At 33.5% G+C, this 21,561-nt stretch carries 20 protein-coding genes and 2 pseudogenes; 12 read left to right on the plus strand and 10 right to left on the minus strand.

Translation table 11 applies throughout. The annotated features are described in order from the left end of the window. Positions 1-455: pseudogene (locus EPJ89_RS06575) on the minus strand (IS3 family transposase); the annotation flags it as partial. 397 nt (positions 456-852) lie between these two features. Between EPJ89_RS06575 and EPJ89_RS06580 the strand changes: the two are divergent. The 4 genes from EPJ89_RS06580 (at position 853) to EPJ89_RS06595 (ending at position 6,081) form a co-directional block, all read left to right on the plus strand. Further along, positions 853-2,358, plus strand: coding sequence for a hypothetical protein (locus EPJ89_RS06580; protein WP_200549279.1), 1,506 nt, complete (start codon positions 853-855; stop codon positions 2,356-2,358). Between the two features lie 240 nt (positions 2,359-2,598). Then, positions 2,599-4,296, plus strand: a complete 1,698-nt coding sequence (locus EPJ89_RS06585) for an AIPR family protein (protein WP_200549281.1) — start codon at positions 2,599-2,601, stop codon at positions 4,294-4,296. Positions 4,297-4,502: 206 nt separating this feature from the next. Then, entirely contained in the window at positions 4,503-4,799 is a 297-nt protein-coding gene (locus EPJ89_RS06590) for a GNAT family N-acetyltransferase (RefSeq protein ID WP_200549337.1), read from the plus strand. A gap of 298 nt (positions 4,800-5,097) precedes the next feature. Beyond that, on the plus strand, positions 5,098-6,081 hold the full coding sequence (locus tag EPJ89_RS06595) for a serine hydrolase domain-containing protein (protein WP_200549283.1): 984 nt from the start codon (positions 5,098-5,100) through the stop codon (positions 6,079-6,081). A 149-nt stretch (positions 6,082-6,230) separates the two neighbouring features. Here EPJ89_RS06595 and EPJ89_RS08925 read toward each other — a convergent pair. The 3 genes and pseudogenes from EPJ89_RS08925 to EPJ89_RS06610 all read right to left on the minus strand — a co-directional run. Beyond that, positions 6,231-6,536: pseudogene (locus tag EPJ89_RS08925) on the minus strand (GNAT family N-acetyltransferase); the annotation flags it as partial. 264 nt (positions 6,537-6,800) lie between these two features. Continuing rightward, on the minus strand, positions 6,801-8,564 hold the full coding sequence (locus EPJ89_RS06605) for a DUF2075 domain-containing protein (protein ID WP_200549285.1): 1,764 nt from the start codon (positions 8,562-8,564) through the stop codon (positions 6,801-6,803). Further along, the gene (locus EPJ89_RS06610) at positions 8,542-8,880 is read right to left on the minus strand and encodes a nucleotide pyrophosphohydrolase (RefSeq protein ID WP_200549287.1); all 339 of its coding nucleotides are present in this window, start codon (positions 8,878-8,880) and stop codon (positions 8,542-8,544) included. Before EPJ89_RS06610 ends, EPJ89_RS06605 begins: the two co-directional genes overlap by 23 nt. A 297-nt stretch (positions 8,881-9,177) precedes the next feature. Between EPJ89_RS06610 and EPJ89_RS06615 the strand changes: the two genes are divergently transcribed. After that, positions 9,178-10,836 (plus strand): restriction endonuclease, encoded by a 1,659-nt coding sequence (locus EPJ89_RS06615; RefSeq protein WP_200549289.1) that lies wholly within the window; start codon positions 9,178-9,180, stop codon positions 10,834-10,836. Between the two features lie 160 nt (positions 10,837-10,996). Continuing rightward, on the plus strand, positions 10,997-11,233 hold the full coding sequence (locus tag EPJ89_RS06620) for a hypothetical protein (RefSeq protein WP_200549291.1): 237 nt from the start codon (positions 10,997-10,999) through the stop codon (positions 11,231-11,233). A 115-nt stretch (positions 11,234-11,348) separates the two neighbouring features. Here the strand turns inward: EPJ89_RS06620 and EPJ89_RS06625 are convergent, their stop codons facing one another. From EPJ89_RS06625 to EPJ89_RS06635, 3 genes are all read right to left on the minus strand, one after another. Beyond that, positions 11,349-11,540, minus strand: a complete 192-nt coding sequence (locus EPJ89_RS06625; RefSeq protein WP_200542806.1) for a hypothetical protein — start codon at positions 11,538-11,540, stop codon at positions 11,349-11,351. 228 nt (positions 11,541-11,768) lie between these two features. Further along, positions 11,769-13,382 (minus strand): chaperonin GroEL, encoded by a 1,614-nt coding sequence (gene groL / locus EPJ89_RS06630; RefSeq protein ID WP_200549293.1) that lies wholly within the window; start codon positions 13,380-13,382, stop codon positions 11,769-11,771. Further along, positions 13,382-13,672 (minus strand): co-chaperone GroES, encoded by a 291-nt coding sequence (locus tag EPJ89_RS06635; protein WP_200549295.1) that lies wholly within the window; start codon positions 13,670-13,672, stop codon positions 13,382-13,384. The genes groL and EPJ89_RS06635 overlap by 1 nt, the downstream gene beginning before the upstream one ends. A gap of 209 nt (positions 13,673-13,881) precedes the next feature. Here EPJ89_RS06635 and EPJ89_RS06640 point away from each other — a divergent pair, with 209 nt between their 5' ends. From EPJ89_RS06640 to EPJ89_RS06650, 3 genes are read left to right on the plus strand one after another with little or no spacing between them, the layout of a single operon-like run. Then, positions 13,882-14,199 (plus strand): hypothetical protein, encoded by a 318-nt coding sequence (locus tag EPJ89_RS06640; protein WP_244660813.1) that lies wholly within the window; start codon positions 13,882-13,884, stop codon positions 14,197-14,199. A 50-nt stretch (positions 14,200-14,249) separates the two neighbouring features. Then, positions 14,250-15,848 (plus strand): hypothetical protein, encoded by a 1,599-nt coding sequence (locus EPJ89_RS06645; RefSeq protein ID WP_200549297.1) that lies wholly within the window; start codon positions 14,250-14,252, stop codon positions 15,846-15,848. After that, the gene (locus tag EPJ89_RS06650) at positions 15,841-16,518 is read left to right on the plus strand and encodes an ABC transporter ATP-binding protein (protein ID WP_200549299.1); all 678 of its coding nucleotides are present in this window, start codon (positions 15,841-15,843) and stop codon (positions 16,516-16,518) included. The genes EPJ89_RS06645 and EPJ89_RS06650 overlap by 8 nt, the downstream gene beginning before the upstream one ends. A 28-nt stretch (positions 16,519-16,546) precedes the next feature. On the opposite strand, the gene EPJ89_RS06655 is transcribed toward EPJ89_RS06650, so the two are convergent. After that, positions 16,547-16,996, minus strand: a complete 450-nt coding sequence (locus EPJ89_RS06655) for a hypothetical protein (protein ID WP_200549301.1) — start codon at positions 16,994-16,996, stop codon at positions 16,547-16,549. A 131-nt stretch (positions 16,997-17,127) separates the two neighbouring features. Here EPJ89_RS06655 and EPJ89_RS06660 point away from each other — a divergent pair, with 131 nt between their 5' ends. The 3 genes from EPJ89_RS06660 to EPJ89_RS06670 all read left to right on the plus strand — a co-directional run bounded on the left by EPJ89_RS06660 (position 17,128) and on the right by EPJ89_RS06670 (position 19,148). After that, the gene (locus EPJ89_RS06660; protein WP_200549303.1) at positions 17,128-17,682 is read left to right on the plus strand and encodes a DUF1697 domain-containing protein; all 555 of its coding nucleotides are present in this window, start codon (positions 17,128-17,130) and stop codon (positions 17,680-17,682) included. 56 nt (positions 17,683-17,738) lie between these two features. Next, positions 17,739-18,311, plus strand: a complete 573-nt coding sequence (locus tag EPJ89_RS06665) for an alkylmercury lyase (protein WP_161637600.1) — start codon at positions 17,739-17,741, stop codon at positions 18,309-18,311. A 138-nt stretch (positions 18,312-18,449) separates the two neighbouring features. Beyond that, complete coding sequence (locus EPJ89_RS06670; RefSeq protein WP_200549305.1) at positions 18,450-19,148, plus strand: LytR/AlgR family response regulator transcription factor; 699 nt, start codon at positions 18,450-18,452, stop codon at positions 19,146-19,148. A 488-nt stretch (positions 19,149-19,636) separates the two neighbouring features. Here EPJ89_RS06670 and EPJ89_RS06680 read toward each other — a convergent pair whose 3' ends face one another. Further along, positions 19,637-20,233, minus strand: coding sequence for an ATP-binding cassette domain-containing protein (locus tag EPJ89_RS06680; protein ID WP_200549307.1), 597 nt, complete (start codon positions 20,231-20,233; stop codon positions 19,637-19,639). Between the two features lie 547 nt (positions 20,234-20,780). Continuing rightward, positions 20,781-21,560: a hypothetical protein gene (locus tag EPJ89_RS06685; RefSeq protein ID WP_161637597.1), complete on the minus strand. Its 780-nt coding sequence runs from the start codon at positions 21,558-21,560 to the stop codon at positions 20,781-20,783. Between the last annotated feature and the right edge of the window lies 1 nt (position 21,561).

Consider the following 21,561-nt stretch of genomic DNA (forward strand, 5'->3'; position numbering starts at 1 on the left):
TTCATTGACAGAATAATTATTAGAATCTAGTTGCTCTTTTTTAGTCCAACGGTAATACGTTGACTTAGGTACCCCAAAAAGATTCAAGATATCTTTAATTGATACAGTGTTGCGATACTCTTCAACGCGCTTGATGATTATTTCAGGAACCACATCCTCTCTCTTTCCAAATATTTTTTTAATAGTTCAATTTGTTGCTCCAAAGATTTAATTCTAAGTCTTTGTGTTTCTTCGACCGTGTCTCCTTCACGCCCTTTTCCAAAAGTATATTGCTTGCCTACCGGTTGAGAAAATCGATAGTGTTCACCATTTCGATACCATCTCCACCATGTTTTGACTTGAGTTACATTTTTTATTCCTAGTTCAGTCTGGATAAACTTGCTTGAGTATCCTGCCAACTTCATTTCTATAACTTTCATCTTTGTCTCATAGCTATGCATAGTTCGTGTTCCCATATAAAAACCTCCTATATTGAACTATTTTACAATAATTCTCATACAAGAGGTTTTTTCTTTAGTCCCAAGGAACTAGGTCAGTTCCACCTTTATTTAAAAGGGGTTACAGTTCTTTTTTCTATTCCAATAATCCATGTTTTATGATTGCTCAATATCTAAAAAGTAATAAAGTAGATTAATAATTATACTTTGCAAAGGAGGATATATTCGAGTTTGCATAATTTAGATGATATAATCAAATTATCAGAACATATTACTAAAAATAGGGAGGGGATAAACATGAGATTAGATAAATGATAATCGATTTAGATATGTCTTTGGAAGAATCAATCTTATTCAGATACAACACTAGTGATATACTCAAAATACTATAAGTATTTATCGAGAGGAGAAGAAATTGAAAATTTCAGAAATATTCAGATTAGAAAAGACGCAGTGTGAATTAGATTTTATAGATATTGACTTGGATAATGAAATCCCTCTGTTTTTAGACGCGCATATTTTTTCTAGAAGAAATGATTTATGGTCTCAAAAATGTAATTCGACCATTGAAGATTTCTTTAGATGTGTTAATGAATTAATTCGATTAGATAAAGTGGATGAGCTACTAGAAGTTTGTGAACCCTTAAAAGAACCTAATGAAACTTGTCTTGGATATTCAAGTGGGAGACCACAGGGCGCTTTTCATAGACCAGAGAATATAGTCAGAGTATTCAAAGAACTTTATCATTTAAATGAGGAAGATTCTGAACTATTTGATGTCGTGAAAACGCTTAGTGATTTAAAATTTTTTATTAAGGATGTAGGTAACGATACAGTATCTGATGTTATTACTAATTTAATTAGATATCAATTAATCGAATATACAAAGGATCAATGTGATTTATATAATATTCCAACTGTTCCTCTTCCATCCTATCCATTTTGGAATGATATTCACTCAAGATGGGAGAGAATTGATCAGATAGACCAACTAGTTGTTGGTGGTAGAAAAATCTTACTTGTTCCAAAAGGAGTAGTGTTTTTTGAGAGGTTTTATCCTTTTAAACCGCAAGGCTTTGCACAACATGATGTATTAAACTTTTTAAAAGAAGAAGAATTAAAAATCCCAGGTAGTCCATTGATACAACACAGAGTTCCCAAGAAGCATGAAAAAATTGGTGAACCATTTGTCACCAAAAAAGATTTGAGGGCCAGATATAATGTAGATAAAAAAGACTATTTGCTCGAATTTTGTAGAAAGTATCCTAAGATTATGGAAGAATTTAGAAAAAAATCAGACTTTCAGTCTCTTACGATCCCTCAATTATATGAATCCTCCGAAATCCCTCTCGAAACTGAAGATTATAATGCAGTGATCGACGCTTTCATTCATACACTCAATAGTATACCAACGGGAAAAGATAGTGCCTATGAGTACCATGACTGTATTTTGGGAATACTTACCTTTATTTTCTATCCATCACTATCAAATCCAAAAAAAGAAACTCCCATTGATGAAGACTCAAAGAGAATTGACATATGTTTTACAAACACCTCAGAAAGTGGATTTTTTAGAAATCTTAAAACGGAGATAGCCTCAAATTACATTTATGTAGAGTGCAAAAATTACTCTAATGACGTCTCAAATCCGGAATATGATCAGTTGGCTAATCGGTTTAACATATCATCAAGTATGGTAGGTTTTCTTATTTGTAGATCAATTAAGAATGAAAAAAGTTCTTTTAGAAAAGTGTCTGGACACTATAGAAGAACAGGTGCCTTGATAATTCCGATAACGGATTCTCATATCTTCTCAATGTTAGAACTCATGAAAATTGATGATTTGGATTTTGTCTCACTGTATAGACATGAGCAAGTCCTATTTGAAATAAAACAAAAAATAGAAGTTGAGAATTATTAAAAATGTACTTTTACACGAATAGATGTGTTGAAAGAGTGTCTCAAAGTATATTATGTATGAATTACTTATTGAAATCAATAACTATTAGTCATTCTTATGCGTACTAATTCACCTCAATACAGTTTAATAGATACTCTAGATTAGTGAATTAAGTGAATACAGGAAATAATCAAAATAGAGCATATAAAACAGTCGTGGGACGAGATATGCTGTAGTCATAAGTGAGAAAAGGAGAGAAAAATGGAATTAAATGAATTTGAAGATTATCTTAGAGAGGATATAAAAACTTTCAAAAGAGGAGATAATACTGATAGTATACAATTATTAATGTGGATGCTATCCAACTGTTTTGACATAGACGAGAGCCTTGTTGAAACTATTGTTTGTGATGGAGAAAATGATAAAGGAATAGATGCAATTTATGTTGATGATCAAGAGGAGACAATATATATTTATCAGTCGAAGTTTCGAACTATTAATGGTGCTCAAATGGGAGATAGAAATATAAGAGATTTTATGGGCACCAAAGAATGGTTCAAAAATAGAAATTCGGTTGAGAACTTAGAAGTATCAACAATAAATCCTGATCTGAAAAGTTTGATTCTAGAGAATAAAATAGTTGATATCGTAGATGATTATAAAATAGAGTATCATTTTGTAAGCAACACTTATATAAATACAGATACTGAAGAATATATAAAAACTATAGCAGACACCCATATCTGGGATATCGCTAAGCTCTTTGATTACTACCATATGATTAGAGATGACGAGATGGTTCAAGATACGCAATTGATTGAACATGTTAATAATGCAATTGAAGTAGAAATTGCTTCTGATCAAGATTTGAAATCGATGTTTTTCATTTTAACTGCAACCGAATTACTGCAACTAAAAGGGATAGATGATTTAACTCTATTTTCAAAAAATGTAAGATATGGCTTAGGTAACACTAGAGTAAACAAAGCAATAAGGAATACTATAAATGATGAAGAAGAAAATGTAAATTTTCTCTTGTTTCATAATGGAATATCGATGGTATGTGAGGATTTTGATTATTCTAAAGAAACTAGCAAATTAGAAATTAAAAACTATTCTATAGTTAATGGTGCTCAATCAGTACTTTCATTCTACCAAGAAAGAGCAAATATTAATGATAATATACGAGTGATGATTAAACTAACTCAAGTTAAGAAAAACGAAGAATTGATTAGGTCAATTTCTCACTTCAATAATAATCAAAATTCGATAACAATGAAGGATCTAAGATCTAGAGACAAAATTCAAAAAAGAATAGAGAGAGAGTTTGAAGGAATAAATAATGACTATACTACAAATTTTCAGTATATTGCTAGAAAAGGAATTCCAGTTACTGATGGATATATAGAACTTGATAGTGGTTATGCAGCTCAATTAATATCATCTTGTTATTTATTTAGACCATTTAATACTCACTTAAAAGCATCTTTCTTTGATGGAAGATATAAAGATATATTCAATAAGAACATAACAGCTTCAAATATAATTAGATTTTACGATTTGCATCAAGCCGTTCTTGAGTATAAAAATGAAATCTTAAATCAAAGTATTGCAGACTATGGACTTGCTCAATTTTTTATTATATCTGTTTTATCAAAGATCTACTATAACAATAGAGAGGAAATTGAGGTTTATTTTGATGACTCAATTTATTTTGAAAACAGGGTTAAATGGACGGATTTAACTGGCCGTATTCTTAAAATTATAATTGCTTTATTCAACCATGAAATCAAAGAACTTCAAAAAAGCGAGAGCTTCGTATTTAAAAACTTTTTCAAAAATGAAGGCTCTGTAAATACACTAGCAGGTGATTTACTTCAAGGGTTTGATACACAACTTTCAATTGCAAATACTAGTATTTCTGAAATTTACAGTGAAATCTTTCACCAACTTCTTTGAGCACTATATAATTAGAACAATTCTCAAAATGAATATATTAAATCAAGATCGTTAGCCATAGACGAATCATCTATAAAACGAGAAATTACAGAAAAAATGTCGAATGAGTTATCTCTTTGGTTTGGCCTAGAAGATTGAATAAATGAATATATTGCCAACGTATCTGATTGTACTTTTTTTGTCTATAAAAATATAAATGGCAAGTTATTGGTTTTTATGCATTAAAACCAACAAGTGACGTAGTACTAGAAATATATGTTTGTGGTGTATTAGAAAACTATCATAGACATGGTATTGGTAGATTGATATTTGAAGAGGCGATTGATGTGGCTAAAAAGGTTAACTATAAGTATATTCAAGTTAAAACTGTACAAAGTGGATATTATGATTCATATGATAAAACAAATTCATATTATCAATCTTTAGGCTTTGATCAATTTGAGGTCATAACTGATTTATGGGATGAACATAACCCTTGTCAAATTTATATTTATTCAGTTTAATACGAAGACCACTTATGGAGAGTTTGGTTGATTTTTAAGAATATTTTTAATAGATTTAGTTTTATTTAAACTTCCATCATGGAAGTTTTTTTGATGTGTGACAAAATTACAAACTTAACTCTCTATTTACTGATGGCGAAGAAATAAAAGCCAATTATCCGTTACTGGCAAAAATGATCGATACTAGGAGTTAGCAAAACTTTATTAATAAGTAGCCATTGAAGTAGTGGTTAAAAAATAATCTTGAAATATATTTTAAATCGAATTACGCTTAAAGAAGAAAGCGTAGGTTTTGTCTATGAAAAAAGAAGCGTTGAATACTTTTATAAGAACGAATCATCCTAATATTTGCCAAATTGTTGCATATAGAGATGGCAAAGAGGTCTATTCTAACGAATGGAATCATTATAAAAAGAATGACACCTGCCATATTGCATCAGCAACAAAAAGTATTGTATCTTTACTCGTTGGAATAGCCGTAGACCAGGGACTCATTAAAAGTATTGACGATAAAGTATTGGATTATTTTTCTGAATATACAGTAAAACGAAATGAAAAAACGATATATGATGTAACAATCAAGCACCTGCTCACTATGAAAGCTCCATACAAATGTAAAGGCAATCCTTGGACGAAAGTCTGCTCAAGTGAAGACTGGACTAAAGCCTCTTTAAACTTTCTGGGCGGAAGAGAAGGTTTTACAGAGGTGTTTAATTATCAAACAGTTTGTTTACATATATTAACAGGACTGTTATATCAAGTTAGTAAGATTTCTACTGTTGAGTTTGCCAATAAATATTTATTTAATCATATCGGAATAACAAGTTATAATAATTATTATGTCAAAACAGCAGCGGAGCATAAAGAATTTATTATGGGAAAAGAGCCTAAACAAAACATTTGGCTGTGTGATCCCCTGAATGTTGCTACAGCAGGATACGGATTATGCTTATCTGCAAATGATCTAGTAAAAATTGGAAATCTATGCCTAAATAAAGGAATATATCAAGAAAAACAAATCATTTCAACGAAATGGATAGAGGAAATTGTTGAACCTACAAGTTGTCCTTTAGAACGTTTCCAAAATAGCCAATATGGTTATTTATGGTGGATTCTTGATACCCAGAAAAATATTTATGCAGCTATTGGTGATAGCGGAAATATTCTCTATCTTGATTCAGAAAACAAGGTTGTTATAGCGATTACTTCTTATTTCAAACCTTCAGTACTCGATAGAGTAAATCTTATTGAGGAATATATTAAACCGTTAATTCTAGAATAATACAAAAAAGAATTAAGTTTGATTTATGAACCCTATACAATCTTGAGAGTCATAAATCACAGCCTAATTCTTTTTTTTACTTAGATAACGAAATGAATCATCTGGATATATAAATAATCATTCTATTAAATATCAACACTCAATTATTTCTATTGTCCATTATTATGTTTATACATTCGAATCATATTACCATCATTCTCTTCTATCGTGTCATAAAATTCCCAGCCACATCGCTCATAAAAATTAGTATGAGATGTTATCAAATACACCTCATCAATGCTTGATAAGGATAAATTCTTACAGACATTATCAAGAAGCTTTTTTGCAATTCCTTTATTTCGGTACTGTTCTTCGACATAAAGTACACAAACATTCGGGGTCAAGTCAACTTGTGTATGGAAATCATTTTCTATAACACCAACACCTGCGATAATTTTTTCATTCTGATCCGTGACAACAAACCAGCTTGGGACACTATGCTTTGCCTAAAGACCCTCGTTCATACTTTCAAGGTAAGCTTCTTGTGGAACATCCCATTTCAAATGAAACCAAAGTGCTGCGGCGTCAATAAGATTCGGTTTGTTTTTTAAGTCAATAATTAAATAATCGGTCTACATATACTATGCTCCTCTATAATGGTAAATGTGTATTCGGTTGTCTGTTTTTAAACTTTGTAGGTTATAAATATAATATATTTTGTAATGTTTATCAGGTTGTACTTAAATTTCCAAAGTTTCCTTCATGTATAATTTAAACTCTTCGTTCTTCCAGAATCCTAAACGAATACCATCGATTCCACGTGTCATTAGTACATAGTAGATATTCAATACAAATAGAGTAAATTCTCTCTCATTTTCTGGGTTAAAATCATTTTTAGAAAATTTACCATTAACATTATGAAAATTATCGGGATTTCCGAATAGATGTCCGTTTGCATCAATTTGAAGATCATTACCAATTAAAACACCACATTTATTCAAGTCAATTCCTTGAACGGCGAAAACCGATCCGATTTGATCCTCTGCATCTTCGTCCTTGGAATTAATCCAGTTTTCTTGGGTTGAATTCCATCTTCGGTGAATTTCATTCTCATGCCAGTGTTTAATTGAAGAATCTTTTCCATGAGACTGTTTCCAAGGCTCAACCAAACCGGCTACAATTCGATTTATATGATTACTATTGAAATTTCGGTCCTCTTCAATCCAACTGATTAAGTTTTCCAGGGGGTTATTTTCGAAATAACCAAAATATGAATCGATGTCTTTATCCATAAAAACACCCTTATCGAAATGGGGATTGAAATTTGTCTGATTTAATAATCCTGTATCCTTATATAAAAGATATTTAATGCCATTAATATAATCATCAGATGTATATGATTTTCCTTTAGGAGTTTGTATACGAAATTGAGTTTTGAGGTACCTTTTTTCAAAATCAACGGTTGCATCCTCAAATTGATTACGAGTCATATTAGCTGGACGAATTGCCTGAAGCGCATCATACATTAAGATTAACTGATTTCCTTTTTTTTGAAGGCACTGCAGATGATTTTCATCGTTTTGAAATTTTCCTTTATAGACGCTATTAAAAGATGCCATCTGTTTTGAAAATTTTCTCGATAACTTATGGGATTCATCAATTATGATTGTGTCATATGTATCGCTCTTATTAATGAGCTGTGTCGATGTCGCGATTGTCAGATTGCGTTTATTGAAACCATAAACACTAAAGATTTCTCGGGCTGTCTTAATCCAATTTGGTTGAAGTACAACTGCTATTTTTTTATCACCGTTTTCTGTTAATAGTTTTGCAACAAGATGGGTAAGAAGAACTGTTTTACCGGTACCTGCATCACCATTAATTACATAACTTGTGGTTTCATTCAATTCTATTTCATTGATTAAATTCATCTGTTGCTCAGTTAATTCTTTGATGGGGCTATACTTAACTAAAACCTCACTTTTTAAAGTTTCAAGTGTCGGTGTTTTAACCCAGCCTTTTCGGAATAAGTCTTCCCAGAATGGGATAATAACCTCCGATGCAACTTTCTCACGTGTGTTATATTCGTTTATACTATTTCCGCTTGTTTTGTTGATAATCTCATGATCATCAAAGTATATTTTTTGATTCTTAACGTTTTGGGAATCTGCCATGAAGTAGGTAATAAGTTGATTCTCAACATCATCTAAAGCTGAACCATGAAAATAAGAAGAGAACACTACTATTGCTTGATTGAATTTAGCGTTATCAAATTTTTCTTCACTCCCGGAATAATGTTGGTTATTTCGTGTTAAAAAGTGTTTCGTTTGTCCAATATAGATTTGCTTAGTCTGTTTACTTTTATAGATATATACAACGTAACCATTTTCTAAAATATTTTTTTCTGGATTTCTTAGTGACTCAAAATTGAGAATGTCACCATTTTTGAGATCTAATTCTATATAGTTATATTTTGCCATTTTATTTTTCGTTGTCCAATTCATCGTACTTCTTTTTGTTACCAAAACTCTTTGATATTGGATACTTCTTAGCGTTTTTAGTAAGTTTTTCTGAAATAATCTCATCGATATCGAGATTCATATTGTCTGCCATCATATATGCATAAATTAACACGTCCGCGAGTTCTTCCTTAATTTCATTAACGAATTTTTTACCTTCGTCTGCTGTTTTCCATTGAAACAGTTCCAAAAGTTCACTTGCCTCTAACGAGATAGAAATAGCCAGGTCTTTTTCATTATGAAACTGTCGCCAATTTCGTTCATCTCTAAATTTATTAATTGCTACCATAGACTTATTCATAATACCCTCCCATAATTTGTTAAGTATACTAGATAAATTATAACAAATAATTCTGATTTAAACGCATTATTTGTAAATCATAAAGTACATTACTAAATGGGATTCGTACGATGCAGCTTTGAAACGAATCAAGACCTTGAATAATAAGTCTATTCACTACGTTGAAACTACCCGAATAAGAACTTCGATTTCTTACTATTTGTTGCGTTGATTAATTAAAGGCCATTAATACGAGCATAAAATAGAGAAATATGATAGTGTAGATTGTAGAAGTTTATAACTATGAGGGGAGAGTACATGACTAAATATTATTATAGACAAACAGTAACGCATGAGGGGCTTAATAAACACAGAATCATTAAGGCACCAAACAGACGTGAGTTAAAAAATAGAGTTGCACTCTTAGAGAACCAATGGGACGAAGAGTGGAGACGAAAACAAGAGGTTGCCTCTCGGAGATTAATGAATGAACAAGTTCGAGAGGAACATGCAGATAATCAAGAAGAAGCCATTGCACTAACGTATGAGGCAGAAGAAAAACAAAAAATGCTGGAATCAATACTGGAAAATGATTTTCTTTTTGGAGGATTTGATTGGGATACATTAAAAAATTTTGAGAATTTTGATGTTCAGAAACCTGTGAAACCACAAAAGCCAGAACCACAACCAAAACCAGAACGAAGTGATTTTAAATATAATAAAAAACTCGGTTTCATAAAATTATTAAGTAAAGATAATCGTGAGCGAAATCAAAACGAAAATTTAGAACTCTTCAATGCTGATGTTGAAAAATGGTCGCAATTCGTAGAAAGTGAGGAGCAACGATACCAGTCGAAAGTTGCTTTATATGAGGGCCTTGTTGAAAAATGGAAGCATGATAAGCTCAACTATGATAACGAAAGAGAATTAGAAAACAAAAACATAGACTTATTAAGAGAAAAATTTTCTGAGGGAAACCAGGAAAGTATTGAGGTATACTTCCAATCAATTATTGATGAGCTAATTTTCCCAGTCGAATATTCTCGTGATAGTTTCGTAGAATATAATGTGGAAGGAAATTATTTAATTGTAGATTTAAAACTCCCGACTATCGAAGATCTACCAACCATTAAAGAAGTTAAATATATTAAATCGCGTAAAGAATTTAAAGAAGTAGCTTTTTCAAAGACGTATATTGATAAACTATACGAAAAAGTGATTTATAGTTTAGTTCTTGTTGTTTTAAAAAATATATTTATTTCCGATAACAGATATAATTATGTAGAGAGTGTCATTATTAATGGATTTATAGAGACGGTTGATCTATCAACTGGATTAAATCATTCGCCTTTCATCTTGTCTACAGAGGTAAAAAAATCTGATTTTGAAATCATTAATCTAGCAAACATTGATCCTAAGGAATGGTTCAGAAAAAACAAAGGGATATCTGCTACAAAATTAACTACGTTGACTCCAGTAGCTCCAATAGCGCGAATCAATAGAGAGGACGATCGATTTGTTGATGGCTATGAAATCATTAATACTATGGATGATGATACAAATTTAGCGAGTTTAGACTGGATGGATTTCGAAAATCTAATTCGTGAATTATTTGAGAAAGAGTTTAACAGTAATGGTGGCGAAGTCAAAATTACACAAGCAAGCAGGGATGGTGGCGTTGATGCTGTCGCTTTTGATCCAGATCCTCTAAAAGGTGGAAAAATAATTATTCAAGCGAAGCGATATACTAATGTAGTGGGGGTTTCAGCCGTTCGAGATTTATATGGGACGCTCTTAAATGAGGGGGCCAATAAAGGCATCTTAGTTACGACTTCGAATTATGGTGCAGATTCATATGGATTTGCCAAAGATAAACCGATCACTTTAATTAATGGCTCAGAGTTATTATATATGTTGCAAAAGCACGGTCATAAAGTAAAAATTGATCTAGAAGAAGCAAGAAAACTGATGAAGTAATATAAAAAAGTTGAAATCTTGATGTAGCCGTAAATCTAGCAATCACCTAAAAAATCAAAGTGGATATCTACGGTTAAGATTGAATTATTCGGTGATAGTGTTTATTGAAACTCTCTATATTGATGCTTATAATTGAGATACAAAAGCAGGGGGAAAATTCATGACTGAAAAAAAATCAATTTCATTTCTTTTAATATTTCTAGGTTTTGCTCTTGCTGGTTTCGGAGGAAGTACCTTAGGTAGCTTTATTATTACAGATGTTATTTTTTACAGAGTCTTAAATATACAAGTTAATTTAGAAATGGTAGATCTAATCGCGAGAATTAGTTTGATAGCTGTTGGCTTCTTAATTTCAGGGATTGGCGTTTTATTATTCAGAAAATCAAACAGGCATTAGTGCCAATCTAACACATTTTAACAATTAGAACCTCTTCAGATGTAATTTATAGTAGGTCAATTTAGACTAGACCAAAAAGAACTATCCCAATTTAGGAGATAGTTCTTTTTAGTCGTTAGACCTTCAAATTCTCAATATAGCAATCAACCGTCTCACTCAGTAAATCATCAAAGATATAATACTTGTATTCAAACTCCTCATCTAGATCATAAATCAGCAATTCTATTTTACCAATGTAATCAGGATCGACAACTCTCTGTTCATAGTCTGTGAGGAGTATAACTCTATTAACATCGCCAAATTTCATAATTTTGTTCTTTTACCGTTCTCCGTGGAAAGAGGACAATTAAATCTTCGTTAGTTATTTCTTTTTTTATTCTCAAACTTCATAGCATTTACCTCTTTTTAAAAACTCTAACATAAGATATCCTCTAGTACTGACCACTTATGATAGATACTATTTCAAATTATTGATTTTATAGGAAGTCTATAGATGAAGAAAGGAAGCCCTTTATGGGCTTCCATTTTTTATTTGTTAATACATTGGGGGCATTTCAGGTGAGATTTGTTTCTCTTCAACTGACGATGCAACTGCAGCTTCTGTTGTAAGGAATAGGGATGCGATCGATGCAGCGTTGAGTAATGCATTGCGTGTTACGCGTGTAGGATCAAGGATTCCTGATTCTTGTAGGTTTTCCCATTGTCCTGATTTTGCGTTAAATCCAATATTCAACTCTGATTCAAGTTGTTTTGTTACGATTTCATCTCCATCAAATCCAGCATTTTCAGCTATTTGCCATAATGGTTTTAGGATTGATTCAAAGACAGTTTTAATACCTCTATTTTCGTCTTGATTTTCTGAACTGAGGTTATCTTTTAAATCCATGTAGGCGCGAGCAAGGGCATATCCACCACCAAGCACGACACCTTCTGCGACCGCAGCTTTGGTTGCGTTGAGTGCATCTTCAATGCGTAGCTTTTTCTCTTTCATTTCGGATTCAGTTGCTGCTCCAACTTTTATGACAGCAACACCATTTGTAAGTTTCGCAAGACGTTCCTCAAGTTTTTTCTTATCAAAGTCGCTGCTTACATTGTTTATTTGAGAACGAATTTCGCTTGCACGTTCTTCAATGGCCTCTTTGGTTCCTGCTCCACCAATTAAGGTTGTTTCGTCCTTGCGGATGACTACTTTTGAAGCCGTTCCAAGTTGTTCGATTTCAGTTTCTTTGATGTTCATTCCAAGTTCTTTACTGATGAATGTAGCGCCTGTCGCAATCGCAATGTCTTCAAGCATCATTTTTTGATTGTCTCCAAATCCTGGTGCTTTTGTTGCAGCTACATTGAAGGTTCCACGGAGTTTATTGACTACAAGTGTTGAGACAACATCATTGTCAATATCCTCAGCAATAATAAAGAATGGTTTATTTTGTTGAACAATTTGCTCTAAGAGGGGAAGGATTTCTTGGATTGTTGAGATTTTATGATCTGTAACCAAGATATAAGGGTTTTCTATCTCAATTTCCATGGTCTCACGATCTGAAACCATATAAGGTGAAATATAACCTTTGTCATATTGAAGTCCTTCCACAACTTCTAATTCAGTCTCGAATGTATTGGACTCATCTACTGTAATGACACCATCATTTCCAACTTTCTTCATTGCTTCCGCAATGATTGCTCCGATTTCTTCGCTACCAGCACTGATTGAGGCAACGTTTGCGATATCGCTGCTTGTCTCAATTTTACTGCTGTTTTCAAGCAGGTAGTCAGCAATTGCCCGCGATGCTTTTTCAATACCAAGACGCATTAATACGGGATTTGCGCCACGATCAACATGCACTAATCCTTTATGAATCATTTCCTGTGCAAGTAATGTAGCGGTTGTTGTTCCATCTCCAGACACATCATTAGTCTTATTGGACACTTCATAAAGCAACTTTGCCCCCATGTTTTCAAAAGGGTTTTTAAGTTCAATTTCTTTAGCGATGGTTACACCGTCATTTGTGATAAGCGGTGAACCAAAACTACGCTCTAAAACAACATTACGTCCCTTAGGACCGAGCGTTACACTTACCGCATTAGCAAGTGTGTCCATTCCTTTTAAGAGTAAATCTCTTGAGTTTTGTCCATAACGTACATCTTTAGCCATTATTTATCATCCTCCACAATTGCAAGTACATCTTTCATGTCGATAATTAAATAATCTTTGTTTTGATAAGTTACATCTGTTGTTGCATATTTTTTATAGATGACACAATCCCCAACCTTTACATCCATGGGAAGTGTATTACCTTCTTTATCTTTCGCTCCATTTCCTACAGCAACAACGCGTGCCATAGAAGGTTTCTCTTTGGATTCCGGCAATAAGATTCCGCTTGCAGTAGCGGACTCTGCAAGAATCTCTTCTAACAAAATGCGGTCATACAATGGTTTAATCATGATGCGTTTCCTCCTTTATTTCGACCTCTGGCACTCTATTGTTACGAGTGCCAACACCTATATTCTAGGATTGACTTCAAATTTTGTCAATCCCCATTTGTTAAATTATCAGGTCTCTTTACAAAGTAATCGTGAAAGATTGCAATGTAATCATATTGACTTGAAAATTATTAAACAAAGAATAAAATCAAAGTGAAAGGGGGGATATTTTGCGACGAAGTGTTAAGAACACAGTATCGACAATGCTGTTATTTGGACTGATGATTCTCGGCGCACAGGCAACCGCACTCGCCAAAGTAGGTTGGGAAAATGTCGGTTGGTCAGGCGCAAATTTTTTGTCGAAGGCATGTAACTCAAAAACTACCGTTTTTGATGAACCTAAATATTCATATATGTCGGCGACAGCAAAAATAGGATCAAAGCAAACTAGAAAACATGCTTACAGTCCAAGTCCATATACATCGGTTCATGCAGTTGCTTTTTCAGGATATAACGAAACGTGCTATACCTGGGGTAACGCATACTAATCGATGGAACTCCCTAATACACTAGGGAGTTATTATAAGGGGTGTTAAATATGAATAAAAAAAAATTATTGACAATTTATCATGTGCTTTTATCACTGTATATGATTGTATGTACTTCGTTCTTTTTCAATCAATATTGTGATATAGCGAAAAATAATGTTTCCAACTTATCGAATCTCATTTATTTCATCAAAGACAATTTGTTCTTATTGGTTTTATTTTCGATTGTACTCATTTCAATTGGTTTGAATCTCTTTTATGTTTCAGAATATTGGATTTTTGTATCTAAAGATATACTCAAAATTAAGCGTATTGTAGGTTTTACTTATTCAGAAATACTACGCTCTTTCACCTTAGATTATATGGTGCAACTCGTCGCAACGTTTATCTTCTCATCACTTCTGTCAGTCCCTTTTTTGAACTATTTTAAATTGCCGATTGGAATGCCGATTATCATAGCTGGAACGATCATGATTCTTGTGATGGGGTTGATCATCAATATTTTATTTTGGCGATGTTTAAGGGCATATAGGAAAAATAAAAGTGTTGGTCTTAATATCACCAAGAAAGTGGGTTTAGTATTTCAATTCTCGACCTCTTTGATGTTGTTGTTTGTATCGCTCATTCTTTTTGAGGATTTAAACCGGCAAGTATCACCTTATAAAAACTATGCTCAATTAGATTCAGCTTGGTCCGTGTCTGCTAAGTATCCGGAATCGCTTCAAGAAACCATGAAAATTGAAGAAAATCCTGAGTTCTATCGTGGTGATATCCTCAATAAACTCGCTACCACCTACGAAAAATACCACGATCATCTGATTGTGTTCTATCTTGATTCCCACTCATCAAATACACTTGGAAATCTTATATTCCTAAACGAAACGACCTTAAAACTTAATAACATAAATACAGAATCCGTGAAACGGTATCAGAATACTGATACGATACCAATCATTACAAGTAACTCCCGATACACTGTAGGGGATCAAATTCAATCAGAAGGGTTAAACTATGTCATTGCGGAAGTTGTTGAAAAGCCATTTACATTCCTTGGTCCCAGCGACTATACTGAACTCTCGTCTAAGGACTACCAAATTGCCTATTTTGATATCTCAAACATTAATCAACATCTCCAATTAACCAACAGTAATTTTATCGATGAACTCTTTTTTATGAATCTTTCAGAAGATGAGGTGGAACGCATCAGGAATGATTTAAATGAACCAACATTTAAGTACCAAGTATCATCGATTAAAAGCATTCAAGAAGGATTCTATCATCAGAAAATGTTGATGTTGGCGAGTTATTTCGGCGTGGGAATGATTAATATGATTTTTAGCTTATTTGGCTTGATTTGTGCGGTATTCGTAGATATTCATTATCGCTCTCTAGATTTTGCTTTATATCAAGTTGTGGGATACTCGAAACAATATCTTATCCGTTCATATCTCAAATCGATATTTTGGCTTATCTTTATATCGACGTTGATTGGAATTGCTACGATGCACATTACCCTCGATTTAACGTGGACTGTGCTTGGCATTGGTTTTTCAATCTTAATCGTACTTGTTGCCCTATTAAGTCAATTTATCACCAAACGCATTACCGCAATTCAAATTTTAAATATTATTGGAGGAGAAAATGTCTGATACAATTTATACCATTAAATCACTTTCAAAAACGTATGGAGATCATGACGCGAAGGTACATGCTCTAAATAATGTAAATATTGAGATTAAACGCGGTGATTTTGTTGCCGTAACGGGATTATCCGGTTCAGGAAAAACGACATTTCTCAATACCCTTGCTGGTTTAATTGAAGATGCACAGGGAAGTGTCTTGTTTGAAGGGAAAAACATCCTTGATTGGAATGATGCTTTACGTGCTAACTATCGCAATCAATCCATTGGATACATTATGCAAAACTTTGGTTTAATTCCAACGATGACGGTGATTCAAAATGTATTACTGCCCGTAAAACGAATTCGAAAAGAACATCAAGAAAAAGCACGACAATTACTTGAAATGTTAAATATCAAAGATAAAAAGAATGCATATCCACATCAACTATCAGGGGGGCAAAAACAACGCGTCGCTATCGCAAGAGCACTGATTCAAAATCCTACGGTTATCCTTGCAGATGAACCTACAGGTGCATTGGATGTTGAGAATGCGCAGATGATTATGCGTATTCTTAAAGCGATTCATGAACAAGGTGTCACCATCATTCTTGTTACCCATGCACAATCACTTGCAGTTACATGTCCAACCCAACTTATATTTCAAGATGGTTATCTCAAAGAAGTCCTTAAAACGTAAAAAGCCAAGTTTCCTTGGCTTTTTTCATTTAAAACATACTTTTAATGGTTCCTTCGGCTGCCGCTTTCACTGCGACACCTAAGAGTGTTTCAAGGTAACGCAACGGATTCTTGGATGCAATAAAAGCTTCGCTCTCGGGTGTCGCGTAATAGTAAGCAATCTGATCATGATAGACAACCGAAATTAAATTGGCTTTAAGAAGTTGTTGGATGTAAACATCAAACTCTTGTTGACTAAGATGATAAAGCTGAGGTAGGACATGATATCGATCAATACAACCTCTTACAATACTTACGTAAATGGCAGAAGTGTTTTTAGCACGTGCTTTTGTATAGGGTGGTCGAGCTTCATCCGGAAGTACCCATGTTTGTTTCGGCTTATCAAAATAGGCACCTGGAATAAGACCATCGTGAATCCAAGCCAGAATGGTTTCTTCGTGTTTAATCTTAAAATTCTTTTGAAATGTACGGATATTCATAACATCCCCCTTAGTCGCTTTTCTTAAGCATACCATATCGTTAAACAAGACAAATAAAATTTTATTGAAATCGTCTTGGATTGTAGGGTCAAATGTTTACGCGTATAATCAAAGATGAAACGAGGATGCTTATGAAAACATACATTGCATTATTACGAGGTATTAATGTTGGCGGGAAGCATAAAGTTGCAATGGCTGACTTAAAACAGATTTTTGAATCACTGGGTTATACTTCCGTTAAAACGTACATAAACAGTGGAAATGTTATTTTTAAGAGTGAAAACGAAGCATTAAGATCAATGCAAGAAGCATTAGAAGGAACCCTCAAAGATTTTTTTCATTTCGAAATCCCGCTTGTGATTATAACGCTTGACCAGCTAGAACAAGTTTTAAAGGAAGCCCCTGCTTGGTGGGATAAGGCCAACAAAGCCTATTATCACACTGCAATTTTTATAATACCACCAGCACAACAAGATGATATTATTGAAGTTATGGGTGAAGCCAATGCGGAATTTGAATCGGTTCAATCGGGATCGGATGTTATTTATTGGTCCGCAGACCTTCAATACTATTCGAAATCCCGTTGGTCCAAAACTGCGAGTACATCAATTAATAATTGTGTAACACTCCGAACCGCCAATACCGTCTACAAGCTTTTAGAACTATCTCAAAAACTGAAGGATTAGAAAGTTGTTGCAAATCGTTCGCAATTAGAATAAAATAAGTGCGAAGGGAGTGTGCTATGAATCAATATGAAATCTTAAAAAAACAGCTAGATTTAAATCCTGATTTTAATGACCGGTATCAAGCTCTTTCATTTGAACTGCAGAAAGAATATCAAGCATTTGTGTCGCGACTTTTAGAAGGGGAACTCGATGACGAAGCATGGTTATCATGTTCACCAGCACTTTACGATTGTGACCTAATTAATGCATCTTGTAAGGCATGTTACCCAATATCAGGTCAGAAAACCGCTTTTGAAGTTTCAATCCCCGGTGTTGAGAAAGTCTACGCAATGTGTGCATTTGATGCCATGTGCTTCTTATCACTGAACAATTCGGAAATAATTTGCCTTGATGGCACTAGAATCACACGTGATAACCTCCAAGACATCCCACTGAAGGTATGGGTTCCCAATGCGAAATCAGGTTGTTGTGTTGCCTCAAAATCGTGCAGTTCAATCAAATTCATTGCTAAAGATGACGTTCCATGTAATGGTGGCGTGAGTTATACATTACCGGAGGCGTTTGCGTTATCTGTGCAACTTTTTGATTATGCACTTGATGTTATTAAAGCGAAGATCTCAGTTTCATGAGATCTTTTTTTTACCACTCGTACAAATAAACTACTCAATTGATTTGTTTCTCCGTATTATTTAAAAAGTAGTGTATAAAATTTTTAAGGGTTTTACTTGTTTATAGCGTATTAAGTAATATTCTAAGGGGGGAAACAGATGTATCATATTGCAGTTGTTCATGAGTGCGAAGATGTTAGGCACCAGCTTTTCCAAAGTCTTTTACGGATAAAAAAACGCCATAGCATTAACGAGTGTTTCTTATATAAAAAATTTGTAGATCTTCAAACAGACCCATTATGTTTAAAGATTGATATTCTAATCATCAGTGTAGCCATACCCGATCAATTAGGAATCGAATGTATCCATACGCTTGAACGTTTGAATCCAAATCTTATCGTAATTTTTATATCGTCACTTGATGATGTAATGCATACGGTCTATGGAACTAATATTTATGGATTAATGTTTCAAGAAAATATAGAATCAACTTTAGAGGAAACATTACGGGCTGCGATTTTAAAAATTGAGAACTGTGATCAAAGCATCATCTTTAAAACACGAGAGGGTATGGTAAGATTGGTACAAAATCAAATTAAAGCAATCATCTATGAGAAGCGTCATCCCGTTATTTATACCGATACAGGAACATATACGGTCATGAACCAATCTTTAAAATCAATAGAAGAAGTGTTAGATGCCGCACGTTTTGTACGAGCAAATCACGGGACGATTGTAAATGTAAATTATATTTCTCAACTGAATCCAAAAACATTATTTCTAAAGAACGATCCTCAGGCGATTGTTATTTCGCGGGGACGTTATCCAAAGATACTTAAGGTAATGATGAAACGCTAAAAATAGAAAAAACATGCATGGTGCATGTCTTTTAAACGAATGTGAGGGATAAAATAAGTCTGAAAATAAGTGTAAGTAAAAATGTTGGTAAGACACAAAGTTTAGATGTTTTAAAGTATAAAATAATCAGACAACTCGAAACGAATGTGAAGTAAGCGAGGATGAGTAAGACTTGATGGCTCCATAAAAGATTGTAAGATAAGCTTTGTAAGATTAGTAGGAGAAAACTCATCTGTATGACTTCTTGGATCAAACGGATGCAGTAGTATTTTTGAATACGAACTTGAATCATTGCTCGCATTTCAATCATATAAGAAATGTAAGAACTCACTGTCAAAATATGCAAGAGGGTTAACAGGAGTGAAGCAAGCGTGTTGACATAAGGGCTGTTTTCAGTTGGGAGTAGACACAGCATACGAAGGTACTCATCTGAATCAATTTTTAGTGAAGATATAAATAATGAAACGAGATTAGTAATGATTAAAAACTTAGATCGTTGTAAGAATCCCATTTTTAAGCTCATAGTGTTGATCAAACTGGATGTTCTGAATCCCTTCGTGGGCACAGATGATGATGGTTCTGTCTTTAAGATCTTGATGTATGAGTTCGATAAAGACATCTACAGATTCTTTGTCTAAGCCTCGTGTAGGTTCATCAAAGAGAATGAGTGACTGACGTTCCATAATTGCTTGAATAATACCTGCTTTCTGACGCATTCCAATACTATAGCTTCGCATGGGTTTAGGATTGGTGATGTCAAGTTGCAGACGGTCACAATATTTTTTAATCGCATCATAGTCATACTTCTGTTTTAATGTATAAAGAAATTTTAGGTTATCTAAGAGGGGTCGCTCTTCAATAAAACTAGGATTTTCGATGAGAGCACCCACGTCCAAACCTGAAACACCTGAAATACTTCCACCATCAGGATTGATCAATCCCGCAATGATTTTAAGCAGAGTTGATTTTCCTGAACCGTTTGCGCCTTTGATATAGATGGTTTGACCTTTTTGTATCGTAAGATCAACGGATTTAAGCACATTCTGATCTCGAAATGATTTGGATATATTGTGTAGTTGAATCATAAAAACTCCTTTCAGTTTAAAAAGTTAATAAGTAGTCGGTGAACAGCGATCGGTAGAAAGATTGCTACCGTTGTTAGTAGTAATGTCGTGGTTCGATTTCTAATGATTACAAGATAAGTAACAAGGAATGAATTTAGAATAAAGAGATTCGATATGATGAGCATATAGATTAGAAAACGATTTATATCACTTGTCATGTGAATAAAGAATAAAAATGGACCGATATGTATGGTGATTAAAAGAAAAGCTTTTAAAAGAAAAAAAATCAAGAGTTGTGTCAATAAAGAATCAATCGATATTCGCAATTGAAGAGTATTAAGAAGATTACGAATTTGATTGCTCATTTTTAAAAGTATCACTTGATAGATCAAATAAGTACTAATCCAAAAAAAATTATGACAAATGAGAATTTGAAGTGGATTCTCACTTTTTCGATACAGACTTTGTGCATTTAATATATTGAAGACAGTGATTGCAATATAGCAAAACTGATACCGCCTAGGTATCAAACAATCTAATCTAAATTTCAAATACGACGTTATCAGAATTAAACCACTCCTTTTTTTCGTAGATGATTACTTACATACAAATTAATCACCGTGAGTGCTAAATAGAATATTGAAGATGCAAGACCTGCAAAGATACGTGGTGTACGCATTTGAAACATTCCAGCTGAAAAGACATTTCCAATCATCGTAGTTGATAAAATTTTTGGTAAAATTCCTTCATAGCCAAAGGTGCGTAAACATACGGGACCTAAGACTCCCAAGAAACAGATTAATCCGATAATAAGTGTAGGAATAAGTCCAACATAGAGGTAACGATGTTTAATAAAACGGCTTAGACTAAAGAAGAACAATGAAATAATAATTGAGCCTAGAATTCTTAAACCTGAATAAACCACTTGATTTGATATAGGGTCATTTGTGAAAGGTAAAATTTGTAGGTGGTCATGCTCGATGGGTGCATTCAGTGGAAAAAGTGGCTGTTTGAAAACGTGTAGAAGCACCATCTCAGAAAGCATCATTGTTAATGCAAATAAAAGTGATTTTAAAATAACCCTAAGTATTTGTTTCAATAAGAACGCATTGTTTAATCGGATGCGTGCAAAGTCATCAAAATGATTGTTTATGATCGTGTAATCAAAGTTTGTTGCATAAAGAACAAGCATAAATGCATAGATTGTAATGTAAATAGCATTTCGACCATCAAATACAAAATAGAAATTAAGTAGTCCATTTGGAAATTGAAAGTGCTCTGTAACGCATATATAAAGAACCTGAACAAAAATTGGCACAGAAAAATAGAATACATTTCGTTTAATCATG

Source organism: Erysipelothrix sp. strain 2 (EsS2-6-Brazil) (genome assembly GCF_016617625.1).
Taxonomy (GTDB): Bacteria; Bacillota_I; Bacilli_A; order Erysipelotrichales; family Erysipelotrichaceae; genus Erysipelothrix; species Erysipelothrix piscisicarius.

Coding starts and splice junctions, on each gene's coding strand:
- EPJ89_RS06585 (WP_200549281.1), top strand. CDS start 2,599: ATGGAATTAAATGAATTTGAAGATTATCTTAGAGAGGATATAAAAACT.
- EPJ89_RS06595 (WP_200549283.1), top strand. CDS start 5,098: ATGAAAAAAGAAGCGTTGAATACTTTTATAAGAACGAATCATCCTAAT.
- EPJ89_RS06605 (WP_200549285.1), bottom strand. CDS start 8,564: ATGAATTGGACAACGAAAAATAAAATGGCAAAATATAACTATATAGAA.
- EPJ89_RS06610 (WP_200549287.1), bottom strand. CDS start 8,880: ATGAATAAGTCTATGGTAGCAATTAATAAATTTAGAGATGAACGAAAT.
- EPJ89_RS06615 (WP_200549289.1), top strand. CDS start 9,178: ATGACTAAATATTATTATAGACAAACAGTAACGCATGAGGGGCTTAAT.
- EPJ89_RS06620 (WP_200549291.1), top strand. CDS start 10,997: ATGACTGAAAAAAAATCAATTTCATTTCTTTTAATATTTCTAGGTTTT.
- EPJ89_RS06625 (WP_200542806.1), bottom strand. CDS start 11,540: ATGAAATTTGGCGATGTTAATAGAGTTATACTCCTCACAGACTATGAA.
- groL (WP_200549293.1), bottom strand. CDS start 13,382: ATGGCTAAAGATGTACGTTATGGACAAAACTCAAGAGATTTACTCTTA.
- EPJ89_RS06635 (WP_200549295.1), bottom strand. CDS start 13,672: ATGATTAAACCATTGTATGACCGCATTTTGTTAGAAGAGATTCTTGCA.
- EPJ89_RS06645 (WP_200549297.1), top strand. CDS start 14,250: ATGAATAAAAAAAAATTATTGACAATTTATCATGTGCTTTTATCACTG.
- EPJ89_RS06650 (WP_200549299.1), top strand. CDS start 15,841: ATGTCTGATACAATTTATACCATTAAATCACTTTCAAAAACGTATGGA.
- EPJ89_RS06655 (WP_200549301.1), bottom strand. CDS start 16,996: ATGAATATCCGTACATTTCAAAAGAATTTTAAGATTAAACACGAAGAA.
- EPJ89_RS06660 (WP_200549303.1), top strand. CDS start 17,128: ATGAAAACATACATTGCATTATTACGAGGTATTAATGTTGGCGGGAAG.
- EPJ89_RS06665 (WP_161637600.1), top strand. CDS start 17,739: ATGAATCAATATGAAATCTTAAAAAAACAGCTAGATTTAAATCCTGAT.
- EPJ89_RS06670 (WP_200549305.1), top strand. CDS start 18,450: ATGTATCATATTGCAGTTGTTCATGAGTGCGAAGATGTTAGGCACCAG.
- EPJ89_RS06680 (WP_200549307.1), bottom strand. CDS start 20,233: ATGATTCAACTACACAATATATCCAAATCATTTCGAGATCAGAATGTG.
- EPJ89_RS06685 (WP_161637597.1), bottom strand. CDS start 21,560: ATGATTAAACGAAATGTATTCTATTTTTCTGTGCCAATTTTTGTTCAG.